Genomic DNA, 13,570 nt, shown 5'->3' on the forward strand with positions numbered 1-13,570 from the left:
TAGAGTTTTTTCGAGATGCACGAGTTTAACACATTATAAGATATGTGTAATTTAATCGCTCAAATATTTCCAGTTATTATGATGAGAAACGGAGGCGTTACAAGGTGGATGCTGTCGAAATTAAAGATAGAAAAAAGGTATCGAATGTATTCGAAAAGGTAGCAAATGAGGTTGCTGAAATTGTGAAAGAAAAGAATATTGCGTATGGTGATTCTTTTAATACTTGCGGTGAGTTTTTGAAATTGTTATATCCCAATGGCATTGCTCCAGACCAATATTCTGATGCTCTATGTATGGTTCGTATCTTTGATAAGCAAATGAGGATTGCGAACAAGAAGGATGCGTTTGGTGAATCTCCATACCGCGATATTACTGGATATGGATTACTTGGTGTGGTGAAGGATGAGGGAATGTAAATGCCATCTTCAGCTAATAAGCCATGTAGCCGTCAAGGATGTAACAAGCTCACTCGTGAGCGCTTCTGTGACGATCATACAAAGGATAAGCACCAGTACGATAGATACCGAGGCACGGCTGCACAGCGTGGCTATGACAGCAGGTGGCGTAAGGCTAGGCTAGGTTACTTACAGAAGCATCCACTGTGTGTATATTGCTTCAAGGTAGACAAGCTGACTGAGGCTACGGTAGTCGATCACATCAAGCCGCATAAGGGTGATAAGGAACTTTTCTGGAATAGTAGCAACTGGCAATCCCTTTGTGCGTCTTGTCACAGTTTCAAGACAGTTAAGGAAGATGGAGGTTATGGAAAATAATGAATATATTCATAGCAAGAGTTATGATATTATCATTATTAAAATAATTAGTCTGTTATGGGGGGATTATTTGGATTGGCAGAACGTTATACCTTTTGCACCCTTATTTACACCATTGATAGCGTCTGGTGCTATTTATTTTTCATTTAGACAGTATCGATTTCAAAAATACTTAGGATTTGTTGAAAGGCAACTAGATCAATTTTATGGTCCAATGCTTGGATGTATAAATTATCTAGATGCAAATAGAGCGCTAAGAATATTCCTTTACGAAAAAGAAAGTGAAGTAATGAACGATAATGATATAGATGAATTTCTTGATAACAAAGTAAGACTTGAATACATTAATAACTCAATTGCATACGATAATAAAATATTTCTAGAACAGGTATTTCCTCAATATAGAAAGATGTTGAGTCTTTTTTCTGAACACAGCTCTTGTGTACTCCCTGAGACTATGAAACATTACCAGACTCTTTATAAGTTTGTAGGGATTTGGGAAAGACACTTTGCAAAAGCTGTGAATCGAGAAGTTGTAGCCCGATTAGATTTTGAAGAAGACAAGTTAATAGATCTATACTTAAACATTCGCCAAACGGTTGATAAGCTTCAAAAAGAACTACTGTCAAAAAAATCTCATGAAAATTTAAAAAATAAGATTAAATAAAGAGCTGAGACATAGGATCTCCGCTCTTTATTTTAATGTTAGTTAATATTTTTAACTCTAGCAGCCCCCCGGGGGTCACGAAAAATTAATGAATCACAGTAGACCGTGTGGGGGTCAAACGTAAAAAAATGGCCCCAACGAGAGTTTGCGTTGGGAGGAGGGATTAAATGGGGCAAATTGTAAGATTTGAACATCAGCGAGTGGGTCAGAAAGGCGGAGGCAAACATTGGACTGAGCAGGAAGTGAAAGAACGTGAAGCCGCCGCTCAGAAATTTGTCCGTAAGAAAAAAAGAAAAATGAAAGTTCCCGATTGGCTAACCGACGAGGCTCGTAAAGTTTGGCGGAAGACCATAAAGGATATGGAAGAGTTTGATGTATTAGACAAGGTGGATGAAGACGTTCTCGGGACATACTGCGATGCAGTTGCCAAGTACCAAGAAGCAAACAACTTGATTGATCAGAATGGTTATACAGAAATCAATGCACAAGGAAATAGCGTTGTGAGTGCTTACGTTAAATTGGCACAGAGTTATTCACGAATAATTCTGTCTTATTCTAATAAGCTCGGCCTTAACGCAGAAGCCAGAGCAAGACTAGCTAAGAAGATGTCTGAAGGAGGGGATGATCCTAATGAAGAACTCTTCGATTAATTTGGAGGACGTACACCCAACAAATCGTTATGCTGCTGAAATCGTTATGGGTATTCGTCCTAGTTGTCTGCTGGAAAAACTAGCATGTCAGAGACATCTAGACGATCTGAATCGTCAAGGCACAGATAACTTCCCATATGTATTTGATGAGAGTCGTGCTGATCGAATATTTCAGTGGTTTGAAAAATGCTGTAAACACGTTCGCGGACCGTTCTCAGGACAATTCATAGACCTATTACCATTTCAAAAGTTTGACTTAGGATGCGTATTCGGATGGGTACATATGGATTCTGGAAAGCGTAGGTTTAAGAAGTCATTTAATATGCGCGCGAGAGGTAATGTTAAGTCAACCGAGATGAGTGGACTAGCCCTGTACGGAATGTGCGGTGACTGTGTTTACCCACCAGGTATGACGCATATGAAGAGATATGAAGATAGTCCCGAAGTAGAATGCGCAGCAGTTGATAAAGGACAGGCCAAACGTGTATGGCTAGATTCTCAAAAGATGGGAGAGAACAGTCCTGATATATTGAAGAGACTTCGTATTAAGCGAACCTATATTGAACACTCTTCCCGAGGCGGCTGGCTACGCCCACTTTCTAAGGATACGAAAAATAAAGACTCAGGTGCGCCGTGCCTTGTAATTATTGACGAGTACCACGCCCATCCATCCAGTGAGATCCATGACGTTTTATACTCAGGTTTCGGCAAGCGGCTGCAATCATTAATGATGATTATTTCAACAGCGGGAAAAGATGCTGAGAATAGTCCTTGCAAAAAGGAATACGATATTCTTTGTAAAATGCTCGTTGGTGACAGCCCTATGAACGAAACCTATTTTTGCATGATTCGAGAGATTGAAAAAGAGGACGACCCTCACGATGAGGAAATATGGGTGAAAGCAAACCCGATTCTTCAAGAGGACAACGAATATGCCCAAGAGTTAAGAAGACAGATTAAAGCTGAACATGATGAGGCATATAACTCTGGTGATACTGCCAAAATTCGCGAGTTTTTAACGAAGCGAGTTAACAGATGGCAAGCAGACAGTGAAAATAAATATATGTCTGGAATTATGGACAAATGGAAGGCGCTCGCTATGTCGCGGGACGCTTTTTCTGATTTGGTTAAGGGCTTTGTGAGTTGGAATGGATTAGATTTATCCAAAACTACAGATCTAACCGGCTCTGGCTTCGTTTTTCGATTGCCAGATGGGAAATATGCCGTAACTGCACATGGATTTATGCCAGAAGAAACAGCCACTAAGCATGAGCATAGCGACAGAGTACCTTATAGACAGTGGGCAAAGGACGGCTGGTGCACCCTAACTCCTGGTAACGTCGTGGATTACAGCTACATTAAGTCACATATTCAGCAAAAAGAAACAGATGAATCTTGGTTCATTCAGGAAGTCTGTTACGATCCGTACAACGCGACACACTTTACCCAAGAGCTCGAAGCAGAAGGGTATGAGCGTGTTGAGATAAGGCAGGGCGTTCAAACGCTATCTGAACCAACTAAGTTCTTCCGTGAGCTCGTTCTTAAAGGCATGATCGTTCACGATGGCAGCCATTACTTACATGGTGCTTATCAAATGCCATAGAGGTACAGGACAATAACGGAAATATTAAGCTTTCCAAGAAGCACAAGGATGATAGCCAGCGAATCGATTTGATTGCTGCTATTATCAACGCCATGGTTCGGGCAATGGTTGGAGATTCAAGAATTAATCTAAACGAACATATCATGAGCGATGAGTTTTCCTTTTAGTGAGGAGGTGAAATATGAAACGAAGGAATATGGTACAGCGTTGGTGGGATCGACGATCAATGGAGGGTGGTTTATTATCTCCCCCGCAATGGTTGCTCGATCTATTTGGCGTTTCTAATACAGCAAGCGGGGAAATCGTAACGAATGATAGTGCGCTTATGAATAGCAACGTTTATACTTGCGCTTCGATCCTCGGTGGTGATGTTGGAAAGCTCCCAATACAGGTATTTAAGAAACGCGGCGGGGGCATAGAGCGTGATAGTAATCATCCGGTATCCAAATTACTAGGAACTCGTTCTAACCCGTACATGAGCGCCTACACGTTTAAGGAGCTCATGCAAGTACATGTCACTGTATGGGGAAATGGATATGCAAACATTGAATGGGAAACAAGTGGACCCTACAATGGAATGCCCAAAGCTTTATGGCCGCTTGATCCTTCTAAGACAGATGTTCATGTCGATACAATTACAGGTGAGATTTGGTATGTGACAACCCTACCCAACGGAGAAATCCGAAAGCTTAAGAATTTTGATGTGCTCCATGTTAAAGGAATTAGTAAGAGTGGGCTTAAAGGCATTACACCCATATCAGTCATACGTGAAGAATTAGGCGTACAACAGTCACAACGAAAGTTTCTAGGCTCGTTCTATTCGAATGGAACCGCGACAAGAGGGATACTAAAGATCCCAAACGGTACACTGGATAAACCAGCTAAGGATAAAGCAAGGGACGAATGGCAAAAGGCTAACTCAGGTTTGAACAATGCTCATAGAATTGCGATTCTGGATGCTGGCATGGAATATCAGAATCTTGGAATGCCGCTGAACGATGCACAATTTATTGAGACGAGCAAATTCGGCATTATGGAAGTCGGTAAAATATATAAAGTACCAGGCTACAAATTAGGGCTTACAGATGTGAAATTCTCCAATATGGAGAACCAATCTCTTGAATATGTGAAGAGTACTCTACAGCCTATTTTCACAAACTGGGAGCAGGAATGTGATTATAAGTTATTCACGGAATTGGAACGGAAAAGATATTACACCAAATACAATGTCTCCGGTGAGCTGAGAGGTGATAGTACCAGTCGCGCTGCTTATTATAAGGAAATGATTGCTATGGGGGTATACACGATCAATGAGGTCCGAGAGCTAGAAGAGCGGGATAATATCGGCGAGATGGGTGACAAACATTTCGTAAGTCTTAATTATGTGAGTTTAGACAAGATGGACCAATATCAAATGTTAAAGGCTGGAATTAGTAAAGATTCACCAGAAGGGGGGTGATAGTCATGGAATTAGCAAAAGAGATTCGCTATTTACATGCTGAAAAGTTAGAAGTTCGAAGCGGTACGCAAGACGGTGAAATATTAGGGATTGATGGATACGTAGTTAAATTCAATCAGCGTAGTCAGCTCATTTGGGGTGAGTTTTACGAGAGAGTAGCCAAAGGTGCGTTTGCTCGAAGTTTGCAAGAGAATACGATTAAAGCCCTATGGAATCATCGAACTGATTTTGTACTCGGATCAAACAAAAACAGTACTTTACGTCTTCAAGAAGATGAAGTTGGATTACGGTTTGAACTGGATTTACCTAATAATAGTTGGGGAAAAGATGCGTTTGAATCTATTCAGCGAGGGGATGTAGACGGTGTAAGCTTCGGCTTTAATGTTCGGCAGGATGCTTGGCAATATTTAAAAGAAGAGGATGTTTACGAGCGGACACTATTGGAAGTAAACCTGTTTGAAGTCTCACCAACGCCTTTTCCTGCATACGCAGACAGCGAAGTTAACCAGCGTAGTATTGATCAATTAGGTATCACGACCAAAGAGCAACGAAAGCTGGAAAAAGAAAAACTAACCATTGAAATCGACTTATTAGCTATTGGCTGATCTGTCGGTTTTTTATACTCAAAATATGAAAGTGAGGAATTTGAATATGGATCCAAAGGAAAGAGAATTGCGTCAGAAGTTAGCAGCGAAGTTGGAGGAAGCACGCACACTTGCTGGTGAAGGTAAATTAGATGAAGCTCGATCTGCAAAAGATGCAGCGCAGGCTTTGCGTAGTCAAATTGATTTGATGAAAGAGATGAGAGAACTTGATGTACCAGGGCAAACGAATCCGGCAGAACCTGAGAAACGGGATCGGGATGAAACACCCGATAAGGCAGTGGAATATCGCAACGCATTCTTAAAAGAACTTCGTAATAAACCACTTAATTCTGTAGAGCGATCATTGATTGATGAGGCTATTGAAGAAGTGCGCGTCGGTATGCAGGGGGGAGCTGATGAAGATGGAGGACTTATTGTACCGAAAGACATCCAAACGATGATCCATGAGAAGAAACGCCAATTTGTATCACTTGAGTCATACGTAACAGTTGAGCCAGTCTCCACTCGTTCAGGTTCACGGGTAATTGAGAAAAATGCGGATATTACACCATTTGCGGAGATCACTGAGTTGACGGATTTGGATGATATGGATAATCCAAAATTCAAGCCGATCAGCTATGCAATTAAAGATCGCGGTGGAATCCTTCCAATCTCTAACACACTACTTCAGGACACAGACCAGAACCTTATGAATTACATTAGTAATTGGATTGCTAAAAAATCAGTTGTTACTCGGAATAAGTTGATTTTGGACTTACTTAAAGCAAAAACGAAAGTGGCCGTTGCTGATCAAGATGCCATTAAAAAAATATTGAACGTTGATCTCGATCCTTCAATTAGCTTGGGAGCTATTATACTGACGAATCAGGACGGATTTAATTTCTTGGATCAGCAAAAAGATGGCGATGGTCGTTCATTGTTGCAGCCTAATCCAACATTACCGACTCAGAAGCTTTTATTTGGTAAGCCAGTTGTTGTAATTGGAAATCGTTGGTTGCCAACTACAGGGACCACAGTTAAAAAGGCTCCCGTTATTATCGGGGATTTAAAAGAAGCTGTTGTGCTGTTTGATCGTCAACAGTATTCTATCGCTTCTACGAATGTCGGAGGCAAAGCCTTCGGACGCAATTCGACGGATGTACGAGCTATTCAACGTGAGGATGTTAAGGAATTTGATGAAGATGCAATTGTGTATGGTGAACTGACAATCTAGAAAAAAAGGGGGAGTCATTCCCCTTCAAAGGAATGATGAGATTATGTTAGCAACCGTCGATAGGCTAAAAAGTATAATGCAGATCCCGCCGGAAGAGCAAAGCATGGATGATGTTCTGAGTCTTCAACTCAGTGCTGCAACTATAGGAATCGAGGCGCGATGTAAAAGGTCATTTCGAAAACAAGAATATACCGAAACTATTAGTGGTTTTCACAATTCAAAGTACATCAATCTTAGAAACTATCCAATCCATAGTATTTCAGCATTGAATGTGGAAGATTACCAGATCATCGATGAAGGGCGTGTTTACCGTTCACTTGGTTGGCCTCAGGGAGAGCATAATATCACAGTCAGTTATATAGGAGGTTACGTTTTACCTTGTGATGCAACGGAGTATGATCCTAGGACTTTACCGGAGCCCTTGGAACTGGCTTGTCTTCTATATGCTCAATTACTTATGCGTTCTCCTGGTGTTAAGTCAGAAAGGGTCGGAGATATATCCGTTGGATACAGTGATGACAGTGAAGGCTTACCGCCTGCTGTCATTTCTCTTATCTCCCCTTATGTGGGGTTATGGGTATGAGTAAACCACGCAAAAGAGTTATCCGTGGCGCTAACTATGTCATTGAAGATGAGAGTAGAATCCCACAAGTGTTTGAGAAAATCAAAGAGCTACGCCACCATGAAATTACCGTCGGTATATTTGGCAATGAAGAATTAGTAAAGAAAGCCGCAATTCATGAATATGGAGCACCAAAGGCAGGCATACCGGAACGATCATTTTTGCGTGCTGGTACCTTGAAATACAAATCAGCTATTAGTAAAGAAATAAGGGACAACATCGGGGATGTCGTCGAAGGAGCTACGAGTGTTCAAGATCTTCTAGAGAAGATAGGGTCAGTAGCAGCTGAGAAAGTAGCAATGTATTTTGACAAAATAAAAGAACCTGCATTATTACCTGTTACGATCGCACGAAGAAAAGATAAATCTAAAAAACCTCTCATCGATACGAAGGAACTTCGTGATGCGATCAAATACGAGGTGAAACCGAAGAAATGATTCGTTTTTCGAGCATATTGCGACGGTATTCTGTTCCTTGTGTTCTGATCCGTGTCGAAGAAACTTGGAATAGTGTAGGCGAAGCAATAAAACAAGAAACAAAGAAGCCAATGATAATGCCAATACTTCCTATCGATGCGAAACTGTTACAGACAGAGGGCGGGCGCTACATGGCAACCGACAAGGCGATATATTCTAAATTACCTTTGGCTAAAGGAGACCTCATTGAGCATAAGGGTGGCAAGCATACAATCGATGAAGAAGTAGATTATTCGGAGTATGCCGACTTCAACAAGTACATCGCAAAGAGGGTAAGCACGCATGGTTAACTTCGAACTGATAAGGGCGACCTTAGTTGGAGGGCTTAGTGCTTATATCGGTATGCCAGTTATCGAGAGTGATACAGCAGCCAATATGCCTTCCTATCCTTATATGACGTATAACTTTATTACGAATGGTATTTCCAGTGGCCTTCCTGGTATGACGATTTCAGATGGTCCAGACGACGAAGTAATCGAACAATATTCGGATGAGCAATCCATGATGGTTAGCTTCAGTTCTTATGCTCTTCGTAAAGCGGATAGCATCCAAAACGCTATGAGAGCCGCGGAATGGCTGAATATCATCGGATATGACGAATTAAAGACCAAGGCAAACCTCATTGTCGTGGACGTGGGTGATATCCATAATCGTGACGTTCAGATAGGCGATGAATGGGAACGTCGAAATGGGTTTGATGCCGAACTACGTACAGTTAACGCGCTGGAAATGAAACAAGATCGTATCAAAAAAGCTAATTTGCAAAGGGGTTGAACCTACGTGGCGGGATTAAAGGACGTTACTGTAATTATTAATATCAGCAAGCCAACGCCTAAAATTGGTTTTGGTAAGCCGCTGATTGTTGGAACTTCGACCACTGGGGCTGACTACAAATCATATAAGAGCCTAGAGGCTGTCAAAAAAGACTACTCAGCAAACTTGGAGGTCATTAAAGCTGCTACAGCGCTCTTTGGACAAGGTGACAATTCGCCTGCATCCATCGGCATCATGTTGAAGAAGACAGCAGATGCAACATGGAACGAATTCATGGAGAAAGCTTTTTCTCAGGATTGGCATTTCCTTATTTTGACCAGTTCCACAGTTGAGAATATTACAGCCATTGCGGATCTAATCGAGCTAGACGACACACGGCAATTTTTTGCTAGTACTTCCAAAAAAGAAGATTTGAAGACTATCAAATCAAAAGACTATAAAAATACGGTTGCTTTCTATCTTAAGAATACAGATGACTATCCTGAAGCTGCTTGGATTGGCGAAACAGGTTCTCAGGATGTGGGTAGTGTTACTTGGAAATTCCGCACTTTAAGTGGTATTAAACCAATGGAGTTGAGTGCTTCTGAATTGGAAGAAATTCATGAACTTGGAGCTAATACGTATGTAACCAAAGCAGGTGATAACGTAACGTCGGAAGGTAAGACGGTCAGCGGCGAATATATTGATGTCATTCATGCTAAGCAATACGTTACTTACTCTATTGAATATGAAGTTCAGAAACTGCTGAATAAATCACCGAAAATACCATACACATCCGGCGGCATTGCAATGATCGAGAGTACGGTCAAGATGGTCCTGCAACGCTGTTATAACCAAGGCATGATTGCCAGCGATCAAGATAACATTGGTATTTATGGCACTACATTCAAACCCCGTGAGGATGTTAATCCTACAGATCGAGCAAACCGTGAATACAACGAGGGTTCATTTTTCTTCGAGATCGCGGGTGCAATTCACACAGCGAAAATTAATGGCGTAATCCAATTTTAAGGAGTGATATCTTGTGTCTACCAAAACATATGATCCGAAAAGTGTATCGGTTGTCGTATCTGGAGTATTTATTACTGGCTTTGCGGAGAGCATGGTCGAAATTTCAAAAGACGAAGACAACTATGACACGAAGGTAGGGGCTCAAGGGGATACTGTGCGCACTAAGATCAACAATCCTCTTGGTACGATTAAAATTACTGTACAGCATACAAGCCCCCAATTGTCGCTATTGAATCGTTTGGCAGCTAGCGGCGAAATGGTCGCAGTTAGCGTCATATCGGACAATGATCCAAAGGAAACGACCACATCGACAGAGGCGTTTATCAAGAAACAGCCTGACAGGAAGTATGGCAAGGAATCAGAAGACCGTGAATTTGAATTTACAGCGTTAGACCTAAAAATGGAATAGGGGAGATAAAGCATGACAATGACAAATTTTAAACAGAAAGATTTTACTTCAAAAGGCGGGAAGGCATACAAATTTCAATTCCCCGGCATGAGGGCGGCTTCTCAAATTAGTGACCGTACAAAGAATAAACATGGTATTCCCCAAGAAGAAAAACTTGGGGATGAGATGATGAAACATGTGATTGTGCAACCGAAATTATCATGGGATTCTTTTGGAGACAACAAAAAAGAATTTAATGAAGTGATCACTGCGGCCTATCATTTCCTAGAAGGTGTAGATGAAGACGAAGACGAAGGTGAAGAGAATGGCAACGATCAGTAAAGAAGAAGCGCGGCGCAGAGCTGAGAAGAATTGGCCTACTTGGCGCTTGCTCTTATCTGATATAAACATTTCATATAGCGATCTTGATACGATGAGTCACGACGATGTTGCCGAGGCAAATGCCGCTCTTGATATTCACATTGAAAATACAGAGAGACAGATTGAAGAAGCTAAGAAGGGCTCCTAACAGGGCGCTTCTTTTTGTTGTATTGGAGGTGGGACGGTGGCTGGTGGAGCAATAGGAAATATGACGTTTGGCATTGGATTTAAAATCAAGGCCAACGAACTCTACAAGGCAACAAAAGATATTGATGCACTTAAAGGCAAGACAAAGGGAGCCGCGGATGAAGCTGGTAAAGCATCTTCTAGATTCGCCGGACTTGGCAAGACATTGGGTGTTGTTGGTGGCGTAGCTGCTGGGGTTGTTGTTGCTGGATTTGTAGCCGTGGGAGCTGCAGCTTGGAAAGCAGGCGAACAGTCACGAGAATCCACGCGTATCCTTCAGTCAAGCACGGGAGCAACGGGGAAAGAACTAGATGGACTATTACAAAGTTATCGTAATCTAGGAAGTGTGGTCCCCGATGATCTGGGTGTTGTTGCAAAAGTTATGGCCGATGTTAGCAAAGGGACTAGAGCTACAGGAAAAAGCCTTGAAGATATGAGTGGTAAAATACTCAGTCTTAATACGCTGACGGGTGTTAGTACGGATGTTATGGGTGTAAACTTCCCTCGGGCTATGGGTGCATGGGGTATATCTGCCGACCAAGGTGGAGCGATGATGGACAAGATGTTTTTCATATCCCAAAAAACAGGAGTTGGAGTGGATGTGCTTGCCGAACAACTCAAGACCTTTAGTGGACCTTTACGTCAAATGGGTTTTGACTTTGATACATCGACGGCCATGCTCGGTAAGTGGGCTAATGAAGGGGTTAATACAGAGCTTGTTGCTGGCTCCCTTCGGATTGCACTAGGTAAAATGTCTAAGGATGGCGTGAAGGATACTCGTGGCGCTTTAGATATTGTTATCAAGAAGATCAAGGATGCAGGATCAGCAGGAGAGGCAACAGCATTGGCTATGGAGGCGTTCGGCGCTAAAGCAGGACCTGATATGGCCGATACCATCCGTGAGGGACGGTTTGAACTGGGTAACTTGGTTACCGATATGAAAAACTCAAAAGGACTTATTGATGACACCTATAATCGGAACATGACCTTTGGAGATAAAATGGGTGTTCTGAAAAACAAAATATTGGTTGCACTAGGCCCATTAGGTGAGCAGCTTAGCTTAATGGCGGAGAAGGCTTTCCCTGTCATTGAAAATCTATTTAACGAAATGTCTGGGAAACTTATGAATGCTTTGCCATCCATTGAGAAATTTTTTACTGTTGGCGCTGATGTTATTGGTATTGTACTTAAGGATGCTGGCATTACGATCGGTTTTCTAAAAGAGAACATTGATTATGTGATTCCGGTACTTGCTGTCTTTGCTACCGGTCTTTTAGTTGGACTTGCACCAGCGTTGTGGGCGACTGCGGTAGCAGGTTGGGCGGCTATGGCTCCCTTTTTACCTCTAATCGTTATTGTACTTGCAGTTGCCGCCGCTGTTGTTGGAGTTATCTACGTTTTCAAGCATTGGGGAGCTATCAGCACGTGGTTGATAGCGAAGTGGAATGAATTTAAGACGTGGACGTTAAACCTGTTTAACGGCATCATTAGTTTTTTCAAAACATGGGGTGTGACCATACTTGTTGTACTTGGCGGGCCTATAGCATGGATTGTGGCTTTAATCATTAGGAATTGGGATCAAATTAAATCCGTTACAATATCTGTGTTTACAGGCATTTGGAGCAGCTTAGTAGGCATATGGAACAGTATCGTATCATCTGTTACGTCCGCGGGGAATAGTGTCCTAACTGCTATTACAGGAGTATGGAGCTTAATTCGAAGTACTTCAGACAGTTTATGGACAGGGATATCGAACGGGGTTTCAGGCATGTGGTCGGGCATCAAGAACTTCTTTATTGATGGAATCAATTGGGTTGTACAGAAAATTAACGGGCTCATTGGTAGCCTGAATAGCGCCATGAATGTTGAAATGCCGTGTTGGATGGGTGGGGAAAACTTGGTGTTTCGATTCCCACGATCCCGACACTTGATGGTAGCCATGCAAACGGACTAGCTAATGTCCCATTTGATGGTTATATTGCTGAGCTACACCAAGATGAACGCGTATTGACTGCTGCGGAGAATAAGGATTATAGTTCACCTCGAACTGCTCCAGCTCGGGCTACCTCGCAACAAGGTGGAACAAGAAAGATAGAGATCCAACTCACGGTAGATGTTAATGGCGGCTCTATGGATAGCCAACAAACAACATCACTAACTACTCAAATGAAACAGGTTATGCAAGATGTAATTGAAGAAGCTATGCGGCGCGGGAATTTCGGGGAGGCGGCGATTTAATGGCGAAAATCGACGGATATTATATACTTGCCGAAAAAGAGGACTCTGTCTTAGATGTTGATATTACTCAGCAGCCAGTTGAAAAAGGTATTGATGTTAGTGACCATGTTCAGCGTAAAGCCCGAACGCTTTCAATCAGTGGTGTCGTCTCTGGAGACAAAGCAGCAGAGACACACCAATTCCTTATTGAGTCTCAGGACAATGGGAAGATTGTAAATTACGTGGGCAGGACAACGATGAAAGGGTTGCTTTCTGACCTCTCCACAAGTCGAGATTACAGAACAGCCAATGGCTTTACCTACTCTCTTACCATTACTGAAATTCTTATTGCCAATTCATCTTTTGTTAGTAAGCTTCCTTTACCCGTCAAAGCTCAAGCTGCCAAAATTGTTAACTCAGGAGTTAAGCAGACGAAGAGTAAGAAAAAGGATGGTAAGAAGACTACTAAAAAGAAAACCAAGGCAAAAGTTAAGAAGGTCAAGAAGGTTAAGAAGGATAAGGGCGCTATATGGAGGGCTTAAGGA

General features: G+C 42.1%; 20 protein-coding genes. All 20 read left to right on the plus strand.

Going from position 1 to position 13,570, the window contains the following annotated elements:
• The first annotated feature begins 104 nt into the window (after nucleotides 1-104).
• The 20 genes from JCM16418_RS03585 to JCM16418_RS03675 all read left to right on the plus strand — a co-directional run bounded on the left by JCM16418_RS03585 (nucleotide 105) and on the right by JCM16418_RS03675 (nucleotide 13,567).
• Nucleotides 105-416, plus strand: coding sequence for a hypothetical protein (locus JCM16418_RS03585; RefSeq protein WP_036646311.1), 312 nt, complete (start codon nucleotides 105-107; stop codon nucleotides 414-416).
• Nucleotides 417-773, plus strand: a complete 357-nt coding sequence (locus JCM16418_RS03590; protein ID WP_036646312.1) for an HNH endonuclease — start codon at nucleotides 417-419, stop codon at nucleotides 771-773.
• Entirely contained in the window at nucleotides 763-1,440 is a 678-nt protein-coding gene (locus JCM16418_RS03595) for a hypothetical protein (RefSeq protein WP_036646313.1), read from the plus strand. Before JCM16418_RS03590 ends, JCM16418_RS03595 begins: the two co-directional genes overlap by 11 nt.
• A 167-nt stretch (nucleotides 1,441-1,607) precedes the next feature.
• A complete protein-coding gene (locus JCM16418_RS03600) occupies nucleotides 1,608-2,090 on the plus strand; it encodes a phage terminase small subunit P27 family (protein WP_036646314.1) in 483 nt (160 codons plus the stop codon).
• Entirely contained in the window at nucleotides 2,071-3,693 is a 1,623-nt protein-coding gene (locus tag JCM16418_RS03605; protein ID WP_256203030.1) for a terminase large subunit, read from the plus strand. The genes JCM16418_RS03600 and JCM16418_RS03605 overlap by 20 nt, the downstream gene beginning before the upstream one ends.
• 23 nt (nucleotides 3,694-3,716) lie before the next feature.
• A complete protein-coding gene (locus JCM16418_RS26240) occupies nucleotides 3,717-3,860 on the plus strand; it encodes a hypothetical protein (protein ID WP_256203035.1) in 144 nt (47 codons plus the stop codon).
• A 14-nt stretch (nucleotides 3,861-3,874) separates the two neighbouring features.
• Complete coding sequence (locus JCM16418_RS03610) at nucleotides 3,875-5,152, plus strand: phage portal protein (RefSeq protein ID WP_052020029.1); 1,278 nt, start codon at nucleotides 3,875-3,877, stop codon at nucleotides 5,150-5,152.
• A 5-nt stretch (nucleotides 5,153-5,157) separates the two neighbouring features.
• Complete coding sequence (locus tag JCM16418_RS03615; RefSeq protein WP_036646316.1) at nucleotides 5,158-5,757, plus strand: HK97 family phage prohead protease; 600 nt, start codon at nucleotides 5,158-5,160, stop codon at nucleotides 5,755-5,757.
• Between the two features lie 46 nt (nucleotides 5,758-5,803).
• Nucleotides 5,804-6,970 carry a phage major capsid protein gene (locus tag JCM16418_RS03620; RefSeq protein WP_036646318.1) on the plus strand — a complete coding sequence of 389 codons (1,167 nt, stop codon included), beginning with the start codon at nucleotides 5,804-5,806 and terminating at the stop codon, nucleotides 6,968-6,970.
• A 76-nt stretch (nucleotides 6,971-7,046) separates the two neighbouring features.
• Nucleotides 7,047-7,553, plus strand: a complete 507-nt coding sequence (locus JCM16418_RS03625) for a head-tail connector protein (RefSeq protein WP_242403703.1) — start codon at nucleotides 7,047-7,049, stop codon at nucleotides 7,551-7,553.
• Nucleotides 7,550-8,029, plus strand: coding sequence for a hypothetical protein (locus tag JCM16418_RS03630; RefSeq protein ID WP_036646322.1), 480 nt, complete (start codon nucleotides 7,550-7,552; stop codon nucleotides 8,027-8,029). The genes JCM16418_RS03625 and JCM16418_RS03630 overlap by 4 nt, the downstream gene beginning before the upstream one ends.
• Nucleotides 8,026-8,358 carry a hypothetical protein gene (locus JCM16418_RS03635; protein ID WP_036646325.1) on the plus strand — a complete coding sequence of 111 codons (333 nt, stop codon included), beginning with the start codon at nucleotides 8,026-8,028 and terminating at the stop codon, nucleotides 8,356-8,358. The genes JCM16418_RS03630 and JCM16418_RS03635 overlap by 4 nt, the downstream gene beginning before the upstream one ends.
• Nucleotides 8,351-8,842 (plus strand): phage neck terminator protein, encoded by a 492-nt coding sequence (locus tag JCM16418_RS03640; RefSeq protein WP_036646329.1) that lies wholly within the window; start codon nucleotides 8,351-8,353, stop codon nucleotides 8,840-8,842. The genes JCM16418_RS03635 and JCM16418_RS03640 overlap by 8 nt, the downstream gene beginning before the upstream one ends.
• 6 nt (nucleotides 8,843-8,848) lie before the next feature.
• Nucleotides 8,849-9,853, plus strand: a complete 1,005-nt coding sequence (locus JCM16418_RS03645; protein WP_036646331.1) for a DUF3383 family protein — start codon at nucleotides 8,849-8,851, stop codon at nucleotides 9,851-9,853.
• 13 nt (nucleotides 9,854-9,866) lie between these two features.
• A complete protein-coding gene (locus JCM16418_RS03650; protein WP_036646333.1) occupies nucleotides 9,867-10,262 on the plus strand; it encodes a phage structural protein in 396 nt (131 codons plus the stop codon).
• An 18-nt stretch (nucleotides 10,263-10,280) separates the two neighbouring features.
• Nucleotides 10,281-10,583: a hypothetical protein gene (locus JCM16418_RS03655; protein WP_036646900.1), complete on the plus strand. Its 303-nt coding sequence runs from the start codon at nucleotides 10,281-10,283 to the stop codon at nucleotides 10,581-10,583.
• On the plus strand, nucleotides 10,567-10,770 hold the full coding sequence (locus JCM16418_RS03660) for a hypothetical protein (RefSeq protein ID WP_036646336.1): 204 nt from the start codon (nucleotides 10,567-10,569) through the stop codon (nucleotides 10,768-10,770). Before JCM16418_RS03655 ends, JCM16418_RS03660 begins: the two co-directional genes overlap by 17 nt.
• A gap of 36 nt (nucleotides 10,771-10,806) precedes the next feature.
• A complete protein-coding gene (locus tag JCM16418_RS03665; RefSeq protein WP_036646338.1) occupies nucleotides 10,807-12,762 on the plus strand; it encodes a phage tail tape measure protein in 1,956 nt (651 codons plus the stop codon).
• The gene (locus JCM16418_RS24510; protein WP_148298736.1) at nucleotides 12,687-13,046 is read left to right on the plus strand and encodes a hypothetical protein; all 360 of its coding nucleotides are present in this window, start codon (nucleotides 12,687-12,689) and stop codon (nucleotides 13,044-13,046) included. The genes JCM16418_RS03665 and JCM16418_RS24510 overlap by 76 nt, the downstream gene beginning before the upstream one ends.
• On the plus strand, nucleotides 13,046-13,567 hold the full coding sequence (locus tag JCM16418_RS03675) for a phage baseplate protein (protein ID WP_036646342.1): 522 nt from the start codon (nucleotides 13,046-13,048) through the stop codon (nucleotides 13,565-13,567). The genes JCM16418_RS24510 and JCM16418_RS03675 overlap by 1 nt, the downstream gene beginning before the upstream one ends.
• Nucleotides 13,568-13,570 lie beyond the last annotated feature (3 nt).

Origin of the sequence: Paenibacillus pini JCM 16418 (assembly GCF_000576305.1) — a bacterium.
Taxonomy (GTDB): Bacteria; Bacillota; Bacilli; order Paenibacillales; family Paenibacillaceae; genus Paenibacillus_AQ; species Paenibacillus_AQ pini.